Origin of the sequence: Streptomyces zhaozhouensis, assembly GCF_900230195.1 — a bacterium.
GTDB lineage: Bacteria > Actinomycetota > Actinomycetes > Streptomycetales > Streptomycetaceae > Streptomyces > Streptomyces zhaozhouensis.
On record NZ_OCNE01000004.1, the window covers coordinates 195,161 to 216,446 of the forward strand.

Below are 21,286 nucleotides of genomic sequence, written 5' to 3' on the forward strand. Positions count from 1 at the left end.
GGGGCCCCGCTCCTTCTCCCGAGGAGAGTGCGTCATCCCAGCCTCCAGCAGCCCGCCCCCGGCCGCCGGGGACGCCGGCACCCCCGACGTCCCCGCGGTGGCCCTGCGCGGCATCACCAAACGCTTCCCCGGCGTGGTCGCCAACCACGACATCGACATCACCGTCCAGCGCGGCACCGTGCACGCCCTGGTCGGGGAGAACGGCGCCGGCAAGTCCACGCTGATGAAGATCCTTTACGGGATGCAGCGTCCCGACGAGGGCACCATCGCCATCGACGGGGAGCAGGTCTCGTTCAAGGGCCCGGCCGAGGCCATCGCGCGCGGAATCGGCATGGTCCACCAGCACTTCATGCTGGCGGACAACCTGACCGTGCTGGAGAACGTGGTGCTCGGCGCCGAGAAGGCGCACGGCATCGGCGCGCGCGCCCGGCGCAGGATCGCCGAACTCTCCGACACCTACGGGCTGAACGTCCGCCCCGACGCGCTCGTCGAGGACATCGGCGTCGCCGACCGGCAGCGCGTGGAGATCCTCAAGGTCCTCTACCGGGGCGCCCGCACCCTGATCCTGGACGAGCCGACGGCCGTGCTGGTGCCGCAGGAGGTGGACGCGCTCTTCCACAACCTGCGGGGCCTCACCGACGAGGGCCTGACCGTGCTGTTCATCTCGCACAAGCTGGGCGAGGTGCTGTCGGTCGCCGACGCGATCACGGTGATCCGGCGCGGCACCACGGTGGGCAGCGTGCTGCCGGCCGAGACCAACCCGAAGCAGTTGGCCGAGCTGATGGTCGGCAGCGAGCTGCCGACGCCGGCCACCAGGGAGTCCACGGTCACCGACGAGCCGATGCTCACGGTCTCCGGGCTGCACCTGTCGGGCACCGACTCGGACGGGCTGCGCCGCGAGGTGCTGGCCGACATCGACTTCACCATCCACCGCGGCGAGGTTCTGGGCATCGCCGGCGTGGAGGGCAACGGCCAGGCCGAGCTGGTCGAGGCCGTGATGGGCATCCGCACCCCGGACGGCGGTTCGGTCACCCTGGACGGCGCCGAGATCTCCACCGCCTCGACCCGGCACCGCCGCGAGGCCGGCATCGGCTACGTCCCGGAGGACCGGCACCGGCACGCGTTGCTGCTGGACGCCCCGCTCTGGGAGAACCGGATGCTGGGCCATGTCACCGAGCCCCCCAACTCCCGGGGCCCCTGGCTGACCGGTGGCCAGGCCAAGGCCGACACCCGGCGCATCGTCGAGGAGTACGACGTGCGGACCCCGGGCATCGAGGTCACGGCCGGCTCGCTCTCCGGCGGCAACCAGCAGAAGCTGATCGTCGGCCGGGAGATGAGCCACCAGCCGAAGGTGCTGATCGCCGCGCACCCCACCCGGGGCGTGGACGTCGGCGCGCAGGCGCAGATCTGGGACGAGATCCGCCGCGCCCGGCACGAAGGGCTGGCGGTGCTGCTGATCTCCGCCGACCTGGACGAGCTGATCGGTCTCTCCGACAGCCTGCGCGTGATGTACCGGGGCCGGCTGGTCGCGGACGCCGATCCGGCGACCATCACCCCCGAGGAGCTGGGCACCGCGATGACCGGCACGGCCAGCGGCCATCTCACGGCCGAGCCCGCCGAGCCCGCCGACGGCTCCGAATCCACCGAGACCGACACCCCGGCCGACGGGTCCGGGACCCCCGACGGGAACGACGCCGAGGGAGGTGCCCGGTGAAGGCGGGCGGCTTTCTGACCGAGGAGCGCCGCGAGAAGCTGGTGTTGGGCGGTGCCGCGCCGCTGCTGGCGCTGGTCACCGCGATGGCCATCACCTCGCTGGTGATGGTGGTGACGGGCGACAACCCGTTCACCGCCTTCTCCGTGATGTTCGACTTCGGCATCAAGAGCGACAGCCAGGTCTGGATCCTCAACAAGGCGATCCCGTACTACCTGTCGGCGGTGGCCGTGGCCATCGGCTTCCGGATGAACCTCTTCAACATCGGGGTCGACGGCCAGTACCGGGTCGCCGCGTTCTTCGCCGCCGTGGTCGGCGGGGCGCTGAGCCTGCCGGGCTTCGTGCAGATCCCGGTGATCCTGCTGGTCGCGATGGTCTGCGGCGGCATCTGGGCCGGCATCGCCGGCTACCTCAAGGCGACCAGGGGCGTCAGCGAGGTGATTACCACCATCATGCTGAACTTCATCGCCGGCTCGCTGATCGCCTACTTCCTCAAGGAGGGACGGCTCGCCGAGCGCGAGGGCAACATCGTGCACACCCCGGACATCCCCGGGTCGAGCCACTTCTTCGAGTTCGCCACCAGCGTCCAGCCGATCCACGGCACGGTGCTGCTCGCGGTGCTGATCGGCGCCGCCTACTGGTTCGTGCTCAGCCGCACCCGCTTCGGCTTCGACCTGCGGGCCGTGGGCCGTTCCGAGTCGGCCGCCGAGGCCAGCGGCGTCAGCGTGACCCGGACCGTGGTCACCGCGATGCTGCTGTCCGGCGCGGTCGCCGGCCTGGTGGGGATGCCGACGCTGCTCAACGAGTCGGGCAACTACGGCAACGACTTCCCCGAGGGCCTCGGCTTCACCGGCATCGCCATCGCGCTGCTCGGCCGCAACCACGCGATCGGCATGGGCTTCGCCGCGCTGCTCTGGGCGTTCCTGGAGCGGACGGGCACCCAGCTGGAGTTCGAGGGCTTCGACCAGGAGATCGTCGGGGTGATGCAGGGCATCATCGTGCTCTCCGTGGTCGTCGCCTACGAGCTGGTCCGCCGCTGGGGCGTCCGCCGCCAGCAGCGCCTGGTCGGCGAGAAGCTCGCCCGGGCCCGCAAGAGCGACAACGACCAGGCGGAGGTGTCCGCGTGACCGCCCTGACCACCCTCGCCGAACGGTTCCGCCCGGGTGCCCCCGGCCAGAAGCGGCGCGGCCTGACCTATCCGAAGGCGCTGCTGCTGGTCGCCGGCGCGCTCTTCCTGCTCTCGCTGGTTCGCGTGATCACCGAGGAGAACAGCCTCACCGCGACCGACCAGTGGGTCTCGGCGATGACCTTCGCCGTGCCGATCGGCCTCGCCGGCCTCGGCGGGCTGTGGGCCGAACGCTCCGGCGTGATCAACATCGGCCTTGAGGGCATGATGATGCTCGGCCTCTTCGCCGCCGGCTGGATCGGCTGGCAGCACGGGCCCTGGGCGGCCGTGGCCGCCGGCATCGTGGGCGGCGCCCTCGGTGGTCTGGTGCACGCGCTGGCCACCGTCACCTTCGGCGTCGACCACATCGTCTCCGGTGTGGCGATCAACATCCTGGCGCTGGGCGTCGTGCAGTTCCTGGCCAAGCAGTGGTTCGGCAACGAGGGCAGCGCCGCCGCCGAGGCCGGCGGCAACGACAAGCAGTCCCCGCCGATGGACCGCATCGAGCCGTTCAGCGTGCCGGGGCTCTCCGACTGGCTGGGCGACCTGGCCGGGCAGCGGTGGTTCCTGGTCTCGGACGCGGCGGGCGTGCTGCGCGCGCTGGTGCACAACGTGTCCTGGCTGACGGTGCTGGCCGTGCTGCTCTTCGTCGGCACCTATCTGCTGCTGTGGCGCACCTCGTTCGGGCTGCGGCTGCGTTCCTGCGGTGAGAACCCGCAGGCCACGGAGTCGCTCGGGGTCAACGTCTACCTGTACAAGTACGTGGCGCTGATCGTCTCCGGCGCGCTGGCGGGGCTGGGCGGCGCCTACCTCGCGGTGCTGATCCGGATGTACCAGGACGGGCAGACCGGCGGGCGCGGCTACCTCGGTCTGGCCACCATGATCTTCGGCAACTGGCGTCCGGGCGGGGTCGCCGCCGGCGCCGGCCTCTTCGGCTTCATGGACGCGCTCCAGACCCGGGGCGGCGGCGCGGTGGTCCACGCGACGCTGCTGCTCTTCGCCCTGGTGCTGCTCGGCCTCGCGGTCTGGCAGTACCTCAGGGGCCGACGGGTGGTGGCCGCGGCGCTGGCCGGCACGGCCGTGCTGCTGTGGGCCTGGTACCAGGCCACCGACACCATGCCGCTGGAACTGGTCACCGCCAGCCCGTACCTGACGACCCTGCTGGTGCTGACGCTCTTCGCGCAACGGTTGCGCACCCCACGGGCGGTAGGCAAACCGTATCGACGAGGACAGGACACGTGACGACCGCATCCACGCCCGACTGGGCGGCGCTGCGCGCGGCGGCCCGGGACGCGATGTCCCGGGCCTACGCCCCCTACTCGAAGTACCCGGTGGGCGCCGCCGCCCTGGTCGACGACGGCAGGACCGTCGTCGGCTGCAACGTGGAGAACGCCTCCTACGGCCTAGGCCTGTGCGCCGAGTGCGGCCTGGTCTCCGCGCTGCACGCCACGGGCGGCGGGCGGCTGACCCACTTCACCTGCTGCGACGGCGCGGGCGCGCTGATCACCCCCTGCGGGCGCTGCCGCCAGTTGCTGATGGAGCACGGCGGCCCGACGCTGCTGGTCGACCTGCCGGAAGGCCCCCGCCCGCTGGGCGAACTGCTGCCGCTGGCCTGGGACTTCGACGACCGGGCCGAACGCACCGCCTGACCCCTTCCCGTAACCGCACCCTCACGAGCACGGACGCGCACCTGACATGGACGTCATCTCGATCATCCGCACCAAACGCGACGGCGGGGCGCTCAGCGACGCCCAGATCGACTGGGTGGTGGCCGCCTACACCGCCGGGGAGGTCGCCGACGAGCAGATGTCGGCGCTGGCCATGGCCATCCTGCTGAACGGGATGGAACGCCGGGAGATCGCCCGGTGGACGGCGGCGATGATCGCCTCGGGGGAGCGGATGGACTTCGGCTCGCTCTCCCGCCCCACCGCGGACAAGCACTCGACGGGCGGCGTCGGCGACAAGATCACACTGCCGCTGGCCCCGCTGGTCGCCGCCTGCGGCGCGGCGGTGCCCCAGCTCTCGGGCCGGGGGCTCGGCCACACCGGTGGCACGCTCGACAAGCTGGAGTCGATCCCCGGCTGGCGGGCCTCCCTGGACAACGCCGAGATGCTGCGCGTCCTCGACGAGGTGGGCGCCGTGATCTGCGCGGCGGGGGACGGGCTGGCGCCGGCCGACCGGAAGCTGTACGCGCTGCGGGACGTCACGGGCACCGTGGAGTCGCTGCCGCTGATCGCCTCCTCGATCATGTCCAAGAAGATCGCCGAGGGCACCGGCTCGCTGGTGCTCGACGTCAAGGTCGGCTCCGGCGCCTTCATGAAGACCCTCGACGACGCGCGGGCGCTGGCCGAGACCATGGTGGGCCTCGGCACCGACCACGGGGTGCGGACGGTGGCGCTGCTCACCGACATGTCGACGCCGCTGGGCCGCACCGCCGGCAACGCGCTGGAGGTGCGGGAGTCCGTCGAGGTGCTGGCGGGCGGCGGGCCGCGTGACGTGGTGGACCTGACGCTGGCGCTGGCCAGGGAGATGCTGGACGCGGCCGGGCTGCCGGACGCCGACCCGGCGCGGGCGCTGGCCGACGGCTCGGCGATGGACCACTGGCGGCGCATGATCGCCGCCCAGGGCGGCGACCCGGACGCGCCGCTGCCCCGGGCGCGCGAGCGCCATGTGGTGACCGCCCCGGCCGGCGGGGTGCTGGCGCGGCTCGACGCCTACGCGGTCGGCCTGGCCGCCTGGCGGCTGGGCGCGGGCCGGGCCCGCAAGGAGGAGAGCGTCCAGGCCGCCGCCGGCGTCGAACTCCACGCCAAGCCGGGCGAGTCGGTCGCCGAGGGCGCCCCGCTGCTGACCCTGCACACCGACACTCCCGAGCGCTTCGAGGCCGCGCTGGAGGCGCTGACCGGCGACGTCGTCAGCGTCGTCCCCGCCGAGGAGGCCGCCACGCTGGCGCCCCCGCCCCCCACCGTGCTGGACCGCGTCTCCTGAGCCGACCTAACCCGGGTACGACGCCGGCCGCGCCCCCCGCGCGGCCGGCGTCGCCTCCCGCGGCGTCGCCGATCAGGGCTCGGACCCGGCCGGAAGCGGGAAGGCCGGGAGCGGGGCGGCTCAGCCGAACTGCCCCGGCTGGTAGTCGCCGGCCGGCTGCTGAATGATCACGTTGAGCCTGTTGAACGCGGACATCACGGCGATCAGTGAGGTGAGCGCCGTCAGCTCGTCCTCGGTGAAGTGACGCGCCGCCTCCTCCCAGACGGCGTCGGGGACGCCGCCCGCCGCGTCCGCGATCCGGGTGCCCTCCTCGGCCAGCGCCAGCGCGGCCCGCTCCGCGTCGCTGAAGACCGTGGCCTCGCGCCAGACCGCGATCATGTGCATCCGCGCGTCGGTCTCGCCGGCCGCCCCCGCCTCCTTGGTATGCATGTCGACGCAGAAGCCGCAGCCGTTGATCTGGCTGACGCGGATCTTCACCAACTCCTGTGTCACCGGGGAGAGTCCCGACTCGTTCACCGCCTGGGCCGCTCCGACCAGCTGCCGGACCACCTTGCCGGCCAGCTTGCTCTCCTGGACGTTGATGCGTGCCTTCATCACGGGGCTCCTTCGCCGCCTCTTCGCTGCCGTCGCTGTCGACGCCTACACACGTATGACGCCGCGAGACACGGCGATGTGACGTCCTCCGCTGTGACCCACGTCTCGGGCTGTGGCGCGCGGTCGATCGCGCGCCCCCTCGTTGTCCGCGCGCCCCTCGCACACCCCGGCGCGCGCCCGCGCCCGTTGACGGGGCGGGGACCCCGGCGCTTTGCCTGATCGTCGCGCGCGCGCCGTCCGTTATGCCGGATTCCTTGGCATGATCGGCCGCTGTGGCTAGTACGCTTTGCGGTGGCACCGAAGGAACGAGACGGCGGGAGGTGATGCTGCGATGCGCAGTGAACCTCCCAGTCATCCACCGCGCCACGCTCTTCGACCCAGGTAGCGAGTCCGCCTGGGGCGCCGGGCGTGTGCGCGCACACCGGATGTCCGTGGCCGCCCTTCGCCCCCAGGGGGTTCCCCCGTCATGACGCACCTTCCCATGCTCCTCGACGAGCAGGACCTGGCCGGTGCCCTGGAGTGGCTGGAGACCCAGCCGCCCTACGCCATCGCGGACGAGATCGCCCGCATGGACGCCGTGCAGTCGGTCGTCACCTTCCGCCTGCTGGACAAGGACCGCGCCCTTGAGGTTTTCGAGGAGCTGGACCCGGTCGACCAGCAGGAGATCCTCCAGGGCCTGCGCGACCAGGCGTTCCGCGACCTGGTCGAGCACATGGACCCCGACGACCGGGCGCGGATGCTCAAGGAGGCGCCCGCCAAGGTCGCCAAGCGGGTCCTCGCCGGACTCAGCGCCCACGAACGGCAGATGACCGCCGCGCTCCTGGGCTACCCCGAGGGCTCGGTCGGCCGCTTCATGACGCCCGAGACGGTCGCGCTGCAACAGGACCTGACGGTCGGCCAGGCCCTGGAGGTGGTGCGCCGCAGGGGCGGGAACGCCGAGACCATCTACACCCTCCCCGTCGTCGACCGGGGCCGCCGGCTGACCGGCATCGTCGAGCTGCGGGAGCTGGTCCTCAGCGAGCCCGGCGCCATGGTCCACGACCTGGTCGTCACCGAGCCGCCCATGGCCAGGGCCACCGAGCTGGCCGAGGACGCGGCCCGGCTGATGCGCGAGACCAATGTCCTCGACCTCCCGGTCGTCGACAGCGAGGACCGGCTCGTCGGCCTCCTCACCAGCGACGACGCGTTCGAGGTCATCGAGGCCGCGGACACCGAGGACGTCGCCCGCCAGGCCGGCTCGGAGCCGTTGGAACGCCACTACATGTCGGCCAGCGTCTTCCGGCTCTCCCGCATCCGCATGATGTGGCTGATGCTGCTGCTGGTCGCGGCCACCCTCACGGTCTCCGTGACCCGCCTCTACGAGGGCGAGTTGGAGGAGGTCACCCAACTCGCGCTGTTCGTCCCGCTGTTGATCGGCACGGGCGGCAACGCCGGCGCCCAGGCCGCCACGGCGGCCGTCCGCGCGCTGGCCGTCGGCGAGGTCCGCACCTCCGACCTGCTGCGGGTGATCTGGCGCGAGTGCCGCACCGGGCTGCTGCTCGGGGCGATGCTCGCGGTGGTCGGCTTCCTCGTCGGCACGTTCTTCGTCGCCGCCGACATCGCGGCCGTCGTCGGCCTCACCCTCATCGTCATCTGCGCCTGGGCCTCCACCGTCGGCGGCATGATGCCGCTGCTGGCCAAGAAGCTCCGCATCGACCCGGCGGTGGTCTCCGCGCCCATGGTCACCACCCTGGTCGACGCCACCGGGCTGGTCATCTACTTCAGCACGGCCAAGGTGCTCCTCGGGATCTGAGCACCCCGGCCCGTTCTCCCGGGCTCGTTCTCCCGGGGCCGGCTCGGCCCCGGGAAAACCCCTGGACGCGCGGGCCCTCACCGGCCTAACGTCCCTCCCCGTCGGCGAGGCGAACCACCCGGAGGGAGCACGCGTGTCGCGGGTCCACACCGACGCGGTCGGCCGGGGCCGACCGCCCTCCGGAGCCATCGAGACCGCATCCGACGTAAGGAAACCCCCGCGTGGACCTGCCGCGTAGCATCGCCATCACCGAGAGCCAGCACCGCGTCCACAACCCGCTCACCGAGGAGAAGCTGGCCACCCTCGGCAGGGCACTGCGCCTGGCGCCCGACTCCCGGGTGCTCGATCTGGCCTGCGGCTCCGGCGAGCTGCTCTGCACCTGGGCCCGGGACCACCGGATCAGCGGGGTCGGCGTGGACATCAGCACCGTCTTCCTCGCCAACGCCCGCGCCCGCGCCTTCGAGTTGGGCGTCGCCGACCGGGTACGTCTCGTCCACGGCGACGCGTCGGGCCATGTCGCCGACACGCCCGTCGACCTCGCCGCCTGCGTCGGCGCCACCTGGATCGGCGGCGGCGTCGCCGGCACGGTCGAGCTGCTCCAACGCAGCCTGAGGCCCGGCGGACTGATGCTGGTCGGCGAGCCGTACTGGCGCCGGGAGCCCCCGGACCAGCGCACGGTCGAGGGCTGCTACCTGAGCGCCAGGGACGACTGCCGCTCGCTGCCCGGCCTGCTCGAACAGTTCGCCGAACTCGGATACGACGTCGTCGAGATGGTGCTGGCAGACGAGGAGGGCTGGGACCGCTACCACGGGGCGCAGTGGCTCACCGTGCGGCGCTGGCTCGACGGCCACCCGGACGACGAACTGGCCGACGAGCTGCGCGCCTCCCTCCGCGAGGGGCCGGTGCGGCACGCCCGCTACGTGCGTCCGTACCTCGGCTGGGGGGTCTTCGCGCTGATGCGCCGCTGACGCCGAGCACCGCCGTCCCGTACCCGAGCACCGCCGTCCCGCGCCCGGCGAGGGCGCCGTGCCCGGGAGCCGGACGCGGCCCGTGGCGGGAAGGACCGTGCCGGACGCGGCCCGTGCCGGACGCGGCCCGTGGCGGGAAGGACCGTGGTGGGAAACGACCGTGACAGAGAGGGGAACGCCGCGATGACCCGCGTGCTGCTCACCGGCGGGACGGTCTTCGACCCCGCCTCCGGCCGCGCCGAACGCGCCGACGTGGTGCTGGAGGGCGCCCGTGTCCTCGCCGTCGGCGCGGGGCTCGACGGCGACAGCGAGGTGGACTGCGCCGGCGGGCTGCTGCTGCCGGGGTTCGTCGACTGCCACGTCCACGTCTGCCTCGGCGCCTCGCTGGGCGACCCGGGGCGGCTGCCCCGTTCCACGCGCCCCCTCTCGGCGGTGCCCGCGCTGCGGACCCTGCTCGACCAGGGCGTCACCACCGTCCGCGACGCCTGGGGAGCGGACGCGGGGCTTCGACTCGCCCTGCGCGAGGGCTGGTTCGAGGGCCCCGAGGTGCTGGTCTCGCTGCGGCAGGTCTGCACCACGGGCGGCATCGGTGACCACTGGTCGCCCCGGTACGGCCCGGTCGACGGCGCGGGCGACCCGTCGCTGCCGGACCCGGTCTTCGACGGCCCCGACCAGGCGCGCGCCGTCGTGCGCCGGATGGTGCGCGCCGGGGCGGACTGGATCAAGGTGACGGCGACGGGTTCGCTGGCGCTCGGCCGTGGCGTTCACGACGTTCAACTGACCGACGCCGAGCTGCGCTCCCTCGTCGACGAGGCCCAGCGGCAGGGCGGGCGGCACGTCATGGTGCACGCGCACGGGGCGCGCGCCGCCGAGCAGGCCGCCCGCGCCGGCGCGCGCAGCGTGGAACACGGCACCTTCCTCGACGAATCCGCCGCCGAGGCGATGGCCGAGGCGGGCACCTGGTTCGTCCCCACCCTCTCGACCTCCCACGGCGAGCCGACCGAGCACGCCGCCGCCCACCGCCGCGCCGTCCGACTCGCGCTGGCGGCCGGCGTCCCCGTCGCGATGGGCACCGACGCGCCGGTGCGCCCCTACGCGGAGGCGCTGCGCGAGATCCACCACCTCGCCGAGGCCGGCCTCGGCGCGGCCGGCGCCCTGCGCGCCGCCACCCTGGACGCTGCGCGGCTCCTCCAACTCACCGACGACCGGGGCGAGATCGCCCCTGGCAAACGCGCCGACCTGGTACTGCTGGACGGCACCACCCTGGCGACCCCCGCCCTCGCCTCCCGCGTCCGCGCCGTCTGGCGGTCCGGCCACCGCGTGCGCGGCAGTGCGCGACCGCTGGGGTGAGCGAGCGGCGGCCGACTGTCAGTGGTCCCGGTTAGCCTCCGGAACATGGCTGACGCGTACGACTTCTTCCTCACCCTTGAGCTGCGGGACGACCTGGCGGAGGACGAGATCACCGAGCTGCGCTGGCATCTCGGGCTGGGGCCGAGGCCCGAGCGGCTCTCCCTGATTCCGGACTTCCCCCGCGAGATGCTCGACGAGAACGGCGAGCCGGTGCGGGACGAGCGGGGCGAGATAGCGCGGGAGGACTTTCCGTTGCTGGCTCAGCGGGACGCGGCCCACCGCATCGGGGGAGCGGCCGTCTCGGCGTTGGCCCGGCGGGAGAGGCCGCGCCCCGGATGGGCGCTGACGACGCGCCAGTCGCTGCACCCGGACGACTTCGAGGACGTCGGCCGGCTGGTCGACCGGCTCGCCTCCCACGCCAGCCCCGAGTACTACGGCTCCCGTCACCACCGCGCGGACGGGACGCCGGGGCCCGCGGGGTGCGGCCAGTTCGTCGGCTATCGGCGCTTCTACGAGGACGGGCAGATCACCGAGTTGGTGCTCCGGGACGGAAGGGTCGTCGACGCGACATGAGGAAGCGCGAACCCCGGGGGCGGCCCCGACCGCCGCCCCCGGGGAGGTGCGGGTCAGGCCGCGAGCCCCGCCTCCAGACGGGCCCGGGTGCGGGCGCGCGCCGTGGCGTAGAGGGTGATCACCGCCGTGGCGACCAGCGCCAGCAGGGCGAAGGCCACCAGCCCCGACCAGTCGGCCCGGTGGTACACGGCCGCGCCCAGCGTTCCGCCGAGGCTCGCGCCGAGGTAGTACGCGACCTGGTAGAGCGCCGACGCGTGGGCCTTGCCGTGGGTGGCGACCCGGCTGACCGAGCCGGAGGCGATGGCGTGGCCGAAGAAGAAGCCGCCGGTGATCAGCACCAGCCCGGTGAGCACGGCCGCCAGCGAGGTGGAGGCGGTCAGCAGCAGTCCGACGACGGTGGTGCCGATCGCCGCGTACAGGGCGCCGCGCCGGCCGAGGCGGCCGAGCAGCGGGCCGGAGACCGCGGAGGAGGCGGTGCCGACGAGATAGATGACGAAGATCGAGCCGGCGAGCCCGGCCGAGAGCCCGAACGGCTCCTCGACCAGCCGGAAGCCGATCACCGTGTACACCGCGCTGAACGCCGCCATCAGCAGCAGCCCGATCGCGTAGAGCCGCAGCAGCAGCGGCCGGCGCAGATGGCCGGCGAGCGAGTCGAGCACCAGCCGGGGGCGCAGCGAGGACGGCGTGAAGAACCGCGCCTTCGGCAGCAGCAGCCGGTAGACCAGCGCGGCGACGACGGCGAGCGCGGCGACGGCGGCCAGCGCCGCGCGCCAGCCGGCGCCCTCGGCGACCCAGCCGGTGAGCACGCGGCCGGACATGCCGCCGACGCTGTTGCCCGCGATGAACAGCCCGATCGCGCCCACGGTCGCCTTCGGGTCCAGCTCCTCGGAGAGATAGGCGACGGCCGACGCCGGGATGCCGGCGATCGCCGCGCCCTGGAGGGCGCGCAGCACGACCAGGGTGCCGAGGTCGGGCGCCAGCGGCAGCAGCAGCGCGAGGGCGACGGCGGTCGCGACCGAGAGGGTCATCAGCCGGACGCGGCCGAACCGTTCGGAGAGCGTGGAGAGCGGCAGCACGGCCAGGGCCAGGCCGATGGTGGCGGCCGAGACGGTCCAGCTGGCCTGGTCGGGGGAGACGGCGTAGGCGGCGGCGATGTCCGGCAGCAGGGCCTGAGTCGAGAACAGCATCGCGAAGGTCGCCATGCCGATGGCGAAGAGCGCCAGGTTGATCCGGCTGCGTTGCGGGTGAACGAACGGCGGAGCTGAGGCTCCCACGGTGGCGGGAGCCCTGGTATCGAGGGGCATGTCCACGAACGTACGGCGGTCGATTTATTACGTCCAATGCGAGAAGCTGGCCCTGATCATGCATTTCCGTATGACCGCAGGACAGGGGTCGGCATGTCATCGTCTCGCCACGCAGAAGATACGAAGGTGACGGTCGCCACGTCCGGGGACGACGGCCCGCCCGCCGAGGCGACCGAGCTGACGGCGGACGCGCCGGCGGCGCTGCTGGCGCCCCGGCTGGCGCAGTTCGCGGGGGTGGCCCGGCACGAGCACTTCACCCGCGCGGCCGAGGAGTTGGGCGTTCCCCAGCCCACGCTCAGCCGGGCCGTCGCCCGGCTGGAGGCCGACCTCGGCGTCGCGCTGCTGGCCAGACACGGGCGGACGGTCTCGCTGACGCCGGTGGGCCGCGCGTTCGCCCGCTCCGTGGAACGCGCGCTGGCCGAGGTGGCCAGGGCGGCCGAGACCGCGCGGGCCGACGCCGACCCCGGCGTCGGCAAGGTCGCCTTCGGCTTTCTGCACACCATGGGCCCGGAGACGATGCCCGCGCTGATCCGCGCGTTCCGGGAGACCCACCCCGGGGTGCGGTTCGCGCTGGTGCAGAGCTACGGCGAGGACATGATCGAACGGATGCGCTCCGGCGAGCTGGACCTTTGCCTCACCTCCCCGGTGCCCGACGCGCCCGACCTGGTCACCAGGCGACTCGACGAACAACGCCTCTACCTGGTGGTCCCCGCCGACCACCGGCTGGCCGGCCGCCGCCGGGTCCGCCTCGCGGAGACGGCGGAGGAGTCGTTCGTCACGCTGGAGCCCGGCTACGGGCTGCGCCGGTTGACGGACGACCTGTGCGCGCAGGCGGGGTTCCGGCCGCGGATCGCGTTCGAGGGGGAGGAGCCGGAGACCCTGCGCGGCCTGGTCGCGGCCGGGCTCGGCGTGGCACTGCTGCCGCCGGCGACGCTGGCCAGACCCGGGGTGCGCGACCTGAGCGTCACGGCGCCGCGCGCCGTCCGGGAGATCGGTGTGGCCTGGATGGCGCGCCGCCCCGAGACACCGCCGGTCGCGGCGTTCCGCCGCTTTCTGCTCAGCCGCAGGGGCGCGCTGACGCCGGGGTGACCCGGCGGAGCCCTGCGCCGGGCCGCGCCCGACCACCCACCCGGCCGGTGCGCCACGGTGGTCGTGTGCGGCCTGCTGCCTGTGTCCCCACCACCTGCCGAATCCGCACCTGGCCGTGGACGCCAGCCCCGACAAGGGGCGCGGGGAACTGCGCGAGCAACCATTCGCCGGGGCGCACCCGACAACCCACCCGGCCGGTGCGCCGCCGTGGTCGTGTGCGGCTTGCCACGGACGCACCGCGCAGTTCCCCGCGCCCCCAAACAGGCCGCCACCTGCCGAACCTGAATCCGAACCCGAACCCGTACCCGTACCCGAACCCGAATCCGCACCTGGCCGTGGACGCCAGCCCCGACAAGGGGCGCGGGGAACTGCGCGAGCAACGCAACGCCGGGGCGCACCCGACGAACGGACGGCACCACCCGGTACCGCAGTCGCCCCGCCCAGCCGCAACGGCCAGTATCTACGCGCGTAGGAGTAGAGTTGAGGAGTGACCTCTGACGACAGCCGCACCGACACCGCCGCGCACCGCGTCCCGTTGCCCGTTTCGCCGCCGGCTCCGACCGAGGAGCAGATCCGGCGCGCCCCCAAGGTCCTGCTCCACGATCACCTGGACGGCGGGCTGCGCCCCGCCACCGTCGCCGAACTCGCGAGCGAGCAGGGGTACGAGGGGCTGCCGACCCGGGACCCGGCCGAGTTGGGTGCCTGGTTCGTGGCCGCCGCCGACTCCGGTTCGCTGGAACGGTATCTGGAGACGTTCGCGCACACCACCGCCGTGATGCAGACCGCCGACGCGCTGACCAGGGTCGCCGCCGAGTGCGTCGAGGACCTGGCGGAGGACGGCGTGGTCTACGCCGAGGTGCGTTACGCGCCGGAGCAGCACCTCACGGCGGGGCTGACGTTGACCGAGGTGGTCCGCGCGGTCAACGAGGGCTTCCGCGAGGGCGAGCGCCGCGCGATCGCCGCCGGGCGGCGCATCCGGGTCGGCGCGCTGCTGACCGCGATGCGGCACGCGGCGCGCTCGCTGGAGATCGCCGAACTGGCCAACGAGCACCGCGAGTCGGGTGTCGTCGGCTTCGACATCGCGGGCGCGGAGGCCGGCTTCCCGCCCACCCGGCACCTGGACGCGTTCGAGTATCTGAAGCGGGAGAACAACCACTTCACCATCCACGCGGGCGAGGCGTTCGGGCTGCCCTCGATCTGGCAGGCGCTCCAGTGGTGCGGGGCGGACCGGCTGGGGCACGGGGTGCGGATCATCGACGACATCGAGGTCGCGGAGGACGGCGAGGTGCGGCTTGGCCGGCTGGCCGCCTATGTGCGGGACAAGCGGGTGCCGCTGGAGCTGTGCCCGACCTCCAACCTCCAGACCGGCGCGGCCAGTTCGTATGCCGAACATCCGATCGGACTGCTCCGGGAGCTGCGCTTCCGTGCCACGGTCAACACGGACAACCGCCTGATGAGCGACACCAGCATGAGTCGCGAATTCACCCATCTGGTGCGGGCATTCGGCTACACGCTGGACGACCTCCAGTGGTTCACGGTCAATGCGATGAAATCCGCATTCATTCCTTTCGATGAACGTCTCGCCATGATCAATGACGTGATCAAGCCGGGGTACGCCGCGCTCCGCTCCGCATGGTTGTTCCATGGTGGTGGTGAACTGCGGTCCTGAACAGGGGGTTTGCTTCCCGTGCGGGGCGGGCGCGGACGGCGCGCGCGCTCGGCCGATGGGGCGAGTTTCGAGTCGCGGCACACTTTTCGATTCATTGCCACGGCGGGTTTTCCGTGGCTACCTTCGGGCTCGCCGCTCACGAAACACACCCCAAGGAAGTTCTGATGAAGCACGCAACCGCCAAGACGCTCGGTGTGGCCGCCCTGGGCGCCGCGTTCGCCGCGACCGCCGCCGGTTCCGCCTCCGCCATGAGCCTCAACGACGGCCTGGCGACCGCCACGGGCGAGGTGGCGAACTCGATCCCGGTCCAGGAGACCGTGGACCAGGTGGCCGGCAAGGAGGTCGGTGGCGTCAGCCAGCAGCTGATGGAGGCCACCCCGACCAACGACGCGCTGGGCGCGGCGACGCAGACCCTCACCCACACCACGGGCCTCGCCAACACGACCGACCTGATCGGTGGCCTGGCCCCCGGCGCCCTGGGCGCCGTGGACAGCGTCTCCGGCGTCGCGGGCGCGACCGGCCCGGTGACCGGCGCGCTGGGCGGCCTCGCCTGACCGTCGCCCCGGCACGGACCGAACGGGCCGCGTCTCCCCGCCACCCCGGGGAGGCGCGGCCTTCCGCGTGGCGGGCCGCCGGGCGCGCCCACCGCCGGCCGGGCCCCTACAGGTGGTGGACGGTCGCCCGTGCCTCCGTGGTGGGCGGCGGGAGCGGCGCGGGGGGCGGGAGCGCGCCGGGGGGCAGCGGGGTCCCGGCGGCCGGGCAACGGGTCGGGGCGCGGCGCGAAGGACGGGGGCTCGGGCGCCGCTCGGGGGCGGGCGCCGCCGGCGGAGTCGGGGACTCCGGGGGCGCGTCGGCCGGCGGAGCCGCCGGGCGGGCGAGCCGGCGCAGCGTGCCGTAGCAGAGCTGGTGGGTCAGGGCCACGCCCAGGGTGTTGAGCAGCACGGAGTCGATGTCGGCGACCCGGCTCGGGGCGAGCGTCTGGCCGCACTCCAGGCCCATGGAGACCATCGCGCCGACGAAGCCGGTGCGGGCCAACGACAGCATCCGCCCGCCGCCGAGCCGCGCGCCGACCAGCGGCAGCAGCACGCCGAGCGGCGCCAGCCGCACCAGCCCCGCCGCCAGGGTGCGGCCGGCCTCCTCAGGACCGCGCGCGAGGTCGGCGCGGATGGTGGAGAGCGGCTCCAGGTTGGCGGGCGAGACCCACAGCATCGTCAACGGGCGCAGCGCCAGCCACGCGGCCAGCAGCAGATAGCAACACAGCAGCGCGGAGGCGACCAGCCGGGTCCGCGCGGGGACACGGACGAGGCGCCCCCCACGTTCGGTGGGGTTCGCGGGGAGAGGGTGACCGGCGGGGGGCGTCGGCTCGGCAGAGCCCGCAGGATGTGGCCGCACGCTGATCAGGACGCGGTTGCCGGTGGGGCCGGTTCCCCGCCGGCACTGTGAGCTGGACCCCATCGGGCGGCCGGCGAACGGTCGCCGCCCTCGGCCCGTTCAGCCGAGGCCGCGGGCGCCCTCGGGGCTGCGCATGGCGGCGCTGCACGAGTAGGTGTGCGGCTTGTCGGTGTCGGTGCCGGCCGGTCCGCCGAGGACGACGGTCTCGCCGGCGCCGCCCAGGGAGGCGCTGTTCGCGAAGGTGCAGATGATCTGCGTCAGGGCCAGCTCGGGAATCTCGCTGGGGCGTCGGTTGAGACGGACGGTCCTTCCCGCCTCGCCCTCCTCCACCTGTTCCACCCGGAGGTTGCCGGGGACCGCGCTGGTGAACCCGGCGGCCTTCTCCGCCTCCTCCGGGTCCGCCTGGAGCTGGCCGAGCAGCGCGACGGCCACCTCGGCGTGGTCGGACGGCTCGGTGGCCTCCGTGGACACGACGCGGGCGACGGACTCCACGCGCTGCCCGCAGACCAGATAGATCTCGGTGTGGTGCTCGCCCCTGGCCGGGGCGTCGCAGGAGGCCCGGGTGGGCGCGGGCCCGGCGTCCACCGGGACGTCGGTCTCCCGGATGCCGCATCCCGTCGCCGCCAGCGTCAGCAGCCCGGCGAGCAACGCGCCGCCGCCCCTCGCTCCGCCCCTCACCGCCGGTCCTCCTCGGCCGCACCGTCGTCGTTCTCCACACCGGCCGCCTCGCCGGCACCGCGCGCACCGCGCCCGCCGTCGCCGCTCGGGCCCGCACCACGCCCGCCGGAGACGTGCCCGTCTCCGTCCGGGGCGTCGCCGCCCGGTGCGGCACGGCGCGGCGCCGGTGCCGTCGTCGGCTTCCCGCGCGGAACGGTGCTCCCGCCGCCGCGTCCCGGAGCCGTCTCCTGGCCGCTGTCCGGGTCGTCGGCGCGGTCCTCGGGCAGCCCGGGGTCGTGGGGGAGGCGCAGCGTGAAGACGGCGCCGCCCACCGGGTCGTTGTGGACGGTGATGTCGCCGCTGTGCAGATGGGCGTTCTCCATCGCGATGGACAGCCCGAGGCCGCTGCCGTCCGAGCGCGGCCGGGAGGCGGACGCCTTGTAGAAACGGTCGAAGACGTGCGGCAGCACGTCCTCCGGTATCCCAGGGCCCTGGTCGGCGACCTCGACGCTGACCAGCCGGCCGCCCTCGTCGTCCGCGTGCTCGCGGACGGTGACCCGCACCGGGGAGCCGCCGTGCTTGAGGGCGTTGCCGATGAGGTTGGCCAGGATGACGTCCAGCCGGCGCGGGTCGACCCGCGCGGTGATGGAACGGTCGGCGTCCAGGTGCACCGCGTCGAGCCAGGCGCGGGCGTCGATGCAGGCGGTGACCTGGTCGGCTATGTTCACGTCGTCCAGCACCATCTTGGCCGTGCCCGCGTCGAACCTGGTGACCTCCATCAGGTTCTCCACCAGGTCGTTCAGCCGCCGGGTCTCGCTGACCACCAGCTGGACGGCGGGCGCGATGCGCGGGTCGAGCGTCTCGACCTCGTCCTCCAGCAGCTCCGTCATCGCGGTGATCGCGGTCATCGGGGTGCGCAGCTCGTGCGACATGTCGGCGACGAAGCGGCGGCTGGAGGTCTCCCGTTCGCTCAGGTCCTCGACCTGGGCCTCCAGGGAGGCGGCGGCGTTGTTGAACGTCCTGGTCAGCTCGGCGAGTTCGTCAGCGCCGCGCACCGCGAGGCGGGTGTCCAGCTTGCCCTCGCCCAGCCGTCTGGCCGCGTTGCTCAGCCGCTGCACCGGGCGCAGCACCATGGTGGCGGCGCCCTGCGCCAGCAGCACCGAGCCGATCACGGCGAGCGCGGTGGCGACGCCGAGCGAGACGGCCAGGGAGTTGAGGTCGTCGCGCTCCGGCGCCAGCGAGGCCAGCAGATAGCCGGCCGGGCCGCCGCCTATGACCTGCGCGCCGCCGACCAGGTAGGGGTCGCCGTCGATGCTGATCCGCTGCCAGTACAGGTGGTACTGGTCGTCCTCGGGCTGTTCCTCCCTGCGGTCCCGGACGGCGTCCCGCAGCGAGTCCGGCACCATCTCGTGGGTGAAGACGGTCGGGTCCGACTCCGCGCGGCAGTCCCCCTCGGGGAGCCGGGAGTCCTCCAGCACCACCTCGTAGTGGAAGGTGCGGTTGGCGACCCTGCCGGCCATCAGCCGCAACGCGTCGCAGGTCGGCTGGTCGGGCAGGGCGCCGGCGCGGTCGCCGAGCGACTGGCTGAAGTCGCTGAGCGCCGAGTCCTGGGCACGGGTGAGCACCGCGTCGCGATTCAGCCAGTAGGCGATGCCGGAGACCGACACGGCGGCGACCAGGGCGACCAGGGCGAAGACCGTGACCAGCCGCAGCCGCAGGCTGGTGAGACTCAACAGGGTGTGCGCCCATCCGCGCAGCCGTCCCCTGGGGCGGGGGGCGTCGTCCGCCTCCCCGCGCCGCGCTTCCCTCATCAGCCGCGCTCCCGGAGCGGCCCGCGCCGCGAGGTCATCAGGGTGCGTCCAGCCGGTAGCCCACGCCACGCACCGTGCGGATCAGCTTCGGCGACGACGGCACGTCCTCCACCTTGGCGCGCAGTCGCTGCACGCAGGCGTCGACCAGCCGCGAGTCGCCCAGGTAGTCGTGCTCCCAGACCAGCCGCAGCAGTTGCTGCCGCGACAGCGCCTGCCCGGGGCGGCGGCTCAGCTCCAGCAGCAGCCGCAGCTCGGTCGGGGTCAGCTGGAGGTCGACGCCGTCCTTGGTGACCGTCATCGCGGAACGGTCGATCACCAGCGAGCCGAACGTGACCGCGTCGTTGGACTCCCGCTCGCCCCGGCGCATCACCGCGCGGATGCGGGCGTCGAGGACCCGGCCCTGCACCGGCTTGACGACGTAGTCGTCGGCGCCGGACTCCAGGCCGACCACGACGTCGATGTCGTCGCTGCGCGCGGTCAGCAGGATGATGGGGAGCTGATCGGTGCGCCGGATGCGGCGGCACACCTCGAAGCCGTCGATGCCGGGCAGCATGACGTCGAGCACGATCAGATCGGGACGCTGCTCACGCAGCGACTGGAGGCCGTCCTCGCCCGTGGGCGCGGTCACCACCCGGTGTCCCTGGCGGGTCAGGCTCATCTCCAGGGCCGTGCGTACCGCCTCGTCGTCCTCGATCAGCAACAGGAAAGCCACACGGCTCATTGTGGCCCATGAAGTGTTCGGAGTTCGACCGTCCCGACCTGAGTCCTGCCCCACAGCGGCCGGGCGGCGCCGCGCAGGTCGTTGAACGCTCAACACCCTTGTGTCGGGGGCGACTCCACGGCGGACTCACGGGCGGCTCGGGGGCGTGTCAGGGGCGGGTCCAGGGGCCCGTGGCACGGCCGTCGGCGCTGTGACACCGCTGTGACAGTTGGGGGACCCGGTCATGAAACTGGCCCGGCAATGTATTCGGCAACGGACAGGGACGACCTTCACGATGGGGGAAGCGGATGAGCGTCATGCACCACACCACCAGCCCGGCGGTGACTGACACGCACGCCACCGCCTCGATGGTTCCCGTCCGGCACGGGGAGAAGTCCGGTGTCGCGCTTCGGCATGGGGGTCGTCGCGGCACCGGGCACCAGCGTCCATCGCATCTGACCGCGGTGGGCGTCACGGGGGGCCGCACAGGGGGCGCGCGGCGCGAGGGGGTCGCCGAGGCGGAGTTCACCGCCTATGTGCGCGAGCGCCGCGCCTCCCTGTACGCCACGGCCTACCACCTCACGGGGGACAGGCACGAGGCGGAGGACCTGCTCCAGAGCGCGTTGCTCTCCACCTACCGTGCCTGGGACCGGATCAGCGACAAGGCCGCGGTCGGGGGCTACCTGCGGCGCACCATGACCAACCTGCACATCAGCGCCTGGCGGCGGCGGAAGCTCAACGAGTACCCGACCGAAGAACTGCCGGAGGCGCCGGGCGACCAGGAGCCCATGCGCGGCACGGAGTTGCGCACGGTGCTCTGGCAGGCGCTCGCCAAGCTGCCCGAGCAGCAGCGCACCATGCTGGTGCTCCGCTACTACGAGGGCCAGACCGACCCGGAGATCGCCGACACGCTCAACATCAGTGTCGGAACGGTCAAGAGCAGCATCTGGCGCACCCTGCGCCGACTGCGCGAGGACCGGGTGCTGGCCCAGGGGCACGGCGAGGAGGAGTCCTTCGGGGCCCTGGTCGCGTAAGCGGCCGGCCACCGGAGGCGGGGGGAAACACGGGGGTACGGGGGAACAACGGGGGAACGGGGAACGGGGGAGATAACGGGGGTATCGGGGGATACGGGGGAGAAGGGGCGCGGGGGAGCGCCCGGAGGGGATCACGGGGGTATCGGGGGATACGGGGGAACACGGGGGCGTGGAGCTCGGTCGGCCGGGGGGTCTGGCCGGACTCCGCGCCCCCGTTCCGTGCGTTCGCGGGCGTTTCGGCCCCGCTTCTCTGCCGTCAGGCTCTTCGGCCGACCTCGACTCTCCTCGCCTGGCACCCGCTTCGCGTACGCGACAAACGCGCCCCAGGCGTCCCGCCGAGCGGTCACCGTTCCCTTCCCGCGCGCCTTGGTGTCCCGCACTCGCACCCGCCCTGAGCCGTTGTCGGCGACCTCGACGCAGCTGTCGGACTTGGTGTAGGTGCTGGTGCGCCAGTTGGGGACCACAGTGCTCGCGCAGTTCATGAGGACTTTC

The 21,286-nt window shown here is 73.2% G+C and carries 20 protein-coding genes; 13 read left to right on the plus strand and 7 right to left on the minus strand.

The window, feature by feature from the left end:
* Nucleotides 1-34: 34 nt before the first annotated feature.
* Genes CRP51_RS08910 through CRP51_RS08930 form a run of 5 tightly spaced genes read left to right on the plus strand, consistent with a single transcriptional unit; the run spans nt 35 to nt 5,861 of the window.
* Complete coding sequence (locus tag CRP51_RS08910) at nt 35-1,714, plus strand: ABC transporter ATP-binding protein (RefSeq protein WP_097230497.1); 1,680 nt, start codon at nt 35-37, stop codon at nt 1,712-1,714.
* Complete coding sequence (locus CRP51_RS08915; protein ID WP_245880458.1) at nt 1,711-2,838, plus strand: ABC transporter permease; 1,128 nt, start codon at nt 1,711-1,713, stop codon at nt 2,836-2,838. The genes CRP51_RS08910 and CRP51_RS08915 overlap by 4 nt, the downstream gene beginning before the upstream one ends.
* On the plus strand, nt 2,835-4,118 hold the full coding sequence (locus tag CRP51_RS29125) for an ABC transporter permease (protein WP_097230498.1): 1,284 nt from the start codon (nt 2,835-2,837) through the stop codon (nt 4,116-4,118). Before CRP51_RS08915 ends, CRP51_RS29125 begins: the two co-directional genes overlap by 4 nt.
* Nucleotides 4,115-4,525 carry a cytidine deaminase gene (locus CRP51_RS08925; protein WP_212615861.1) on the plus strand — a complete coding sequence of 137 codons (411 nt, stop codon included), beginning with the start codon at nt 4,115-4,117 and terminating at the stop codon, nt 4,523-4,525. Before CRP51_RS29125 ends, CRP51_RS08925 begins: the two co-directional genes overlap by 4 nt.
* 46 nt (nt 4,526-4,571) lie before the next feature.
* Entirely contained in the window at nt 4,572-5,861 is a 1,290-nt protein-coding gene (locus CRP51_RS08930; protein ID WP_097230500.1) for a thymidine phosphorylase, read from the plus strand.
* A 120-nt stretch (nt 5,862-5,981) separates the two neighbouring features.
* On the opposite strand, the gene CRP51_RS08935 is transcribed toward CRP51_RS08930, so the two are convergent.
* On the minus strand, nt 5,982-6,455 hold the full coding sequence (locus CRP51_RS08935; protein ID WP_097230501.1) for a carboxymuconolactone decarboxylase family protein: 474 nt from the start codon (nt 6,453-6,455) through the stop codon (nt 5,982-5,984).
* Nucleotides 6,456-6,921: 466 nt separating this feature from the next.
* On the opposite strand from CRP51_RS08935, the gene mgtE reads away from it, so the two are divergent.
* The 4 genes from mgtE to CRP51_RS08955 all read left to right on the plus strand — a co-directional run bounded on the left by mgtE (nt 6,922) and on the right by CRP51_RS08955 (nt 11,138).
* The gene (mgtE, locus tag CRP51_RS08940; protein WP_097230502.1) at nt 6,922-8,247 is read left to right on the plus strand and encodes a magnesium transporter; all 1,326 of its coding nucleotides are present in this window, start codon (nt 6,922-6,924) and stop codon (nt 8,245-8,247) included.
* A gap of 221 nt (nt 8,248-8,468) precedes the next feature.
* Nucleotides 8,469-9,215 (plus strand): SAM-dependent methyltransferase, encoded by a 747-nt coding sequence (locus CRP51_RS08945; RefSeq protein ID WP_097230503.1) that lies wholly within the window; start codon nt 8,469-8,471, stop codon nt 9,213-9,215.
* A gap of 183 nt (nt 9,216-9,398) precedes the next feature.
* On the plus strand, nt 9,399-10,565 hold the full coding sequence (locus tag CRP51_RS08950; protein WP_097230504.1) for an amidohydrolase family protein: 1,167 nt from the start codon (nt 9,399-9,401) through the stop codon (nt 10,563-10,565).
* A gap of 45 nt (nt 10,566-10,610) precedes the next feature.
* Nucleotides 10,611-11,138, plus strand: coding sequence for a hypothetical protein (locus tag CRP51_RS08955; RefSeq protein ID WP_097230505.1), 528 nt, complete (start codon nt 10,611-10,613; stop codon nt 11,136-11,138).
* Between the two features lie 53 nt (nt 11,139-11,191).
* Here the strand turns inward: CRP51_RS08955 and CRP51_RS08960 are convergent, their stop codons facing one another.
* On the minus strand, nt 11,192-12,442 hold the full coding sequence (locus tag CRP51_RS08960; protein WP_097230653.1) for an MFS transporter: 1,251 nt from the start codon (nt 12,440-12,442) through the stop codon (nt 11,192-11,194).
* A gap of 126 nt (nt 12,443-12,568) precedes the next feature.
* Between CRP51_RS08960 and CRP51_RS08965 the strand changes: the two genes are divergently transcribed.
* The 3 genes from CRP51_RS08965 to CRP51_RS08975 all read left to right on the plus strand — a co-directional run bounded on the left by CRP51_RS08965 (nt 12,569) and on the right by CRP51_RS08975 (nt 15,754).
* Nucleotides 12,569-13,531, plus strand: a complete 963-nt coding sequence (locus tag CRP51_RS08965; protein WP_439333133.1) for a LysR family transcriptional regulator — start codon at nt 12,569-12,571, stop codon at nt 13,529-13,531.
* 535 nt (nt 13,532-14,066) lie between these two features.
* The gene (locus CRP51_RS08970) at nt 14,067-15,200 is read left to right on the plus strand and encodes an adenosine deaminase (RefSeq protein WP_097230654.1); all 1,134 of its coding nucleotides are present in this window, start codon (nt 14,067-14,069) and stop codon (nt 15,198-15,200) included.
* 164 nt (nt 15,201-15,364) lie between these two features.
* The gene (locus tag CRP51_RS08975) at nt 15,365-15,754 is read left to right on the plus strand and encodes a hypothetical protein (RefSeq protein WP_097230507.1); all 390 of its coding nucleotides are present in this window, start codon (nt 15,365-15,367) and stop codon (nt 15,752-15,754) included.
* 106 nt (nt 15,755-15,860) lie between these two features.
* Here the strand turns inward: CRP51_RS08975 and CRP51_RS08980 are convergent, their stop codons facing one another.
* The 4 genes from CRP51_RS08980 to CRP51_RS08995 all read right to left on the minus strand — a co-directional run bounded on the left by CRP51_RS08980 (nt 15,861) and on the right by CRP51_RS08995 (nt 19,772).
* Complete coding sequence (locus tag CRP51_RS08980; RefSeq protein WP_170970474.1) at nt 15,861-16,592, minus strand: VanZ family protein; 732 nt, start codon at nt 16,590-16,592, stop codon at nt 15,861-15,863.
* Nucleotides 16,593-16,691: 99 nt separating this feature from the next.
* Nucleotides 16,692-17,270 carry a hypothetical protein gene (locus CRP51_RS08985; RefSeq protein WP_097230509.1) on the minus strand — a complete coding sequence of 193 codons (579 nt, stop codon included), beginning with the start codon at nt 17,268-17,270 and terminating at the stop codon, nt 16,692-16,694.
* A complete protein-coding gene (locus CRP51_RS08990) occupies nt 17,267-19,060 on the minus strand; it encodes an ATP-binding protein (protein WP_097230510.1) in 1,794 nt (597 codons plus the stop codon). The genes CRP51_RS08985 and CRP51_RS08990 overlap by 4 nt, the downstream gene beginning before the upstream one ends.
* Nucleotides 19,061-19,097: 37 nt before the next feature.
* Nucleotides 19,098-19,772 carry a response regulator gene (locus CRP51_RS08995; RefSeq protein WP_097230511.1) on the minus strand — a complete coding sequence of 225 codons (675 nt, stop codon included), beginning with the start codon at nt 19,770-19,772 and terminating at the stop codon, nt 19,098-19,100.
* Between the two features lie 296 nt (nt 19,773-20,068).
* Here CRP51_RS08995 and CRP51_RS09000 point away from each other — a divergent pair, with 296 nt between their 5' ends.
* Nucleotides 20,069-20,794, plus strand: a complete 726-nt coding sequence (locus CRP51_RS09000; RefSeq protein WP_097230512.1) for a SigE family RNA polymerase sigma factor — start codon at nt 20,069-20,071, stop codon at nt 20,792-20,794.
* Nucleotides 20,795-20,925: 131 nt separating this feature from the next.
* Here the strand turns inward: CRP51_RS09000 and CRP51_RS30090 are convergent, their stop codons facing one another.
* Nucleotides 20,926-21,276: a DUF397 domain-containing protein gene (locus CRP51_RS30090; RefSeq protein WP_097230513.1), complete on the minus strand. Its 351-nt coding sequence runs from the start codon at nt 21,274-21,276 to the stop codon at nt 20,926-20,928.
* Nucleotides 21,277-21,286: the final 10 nt, after the last annotated feature.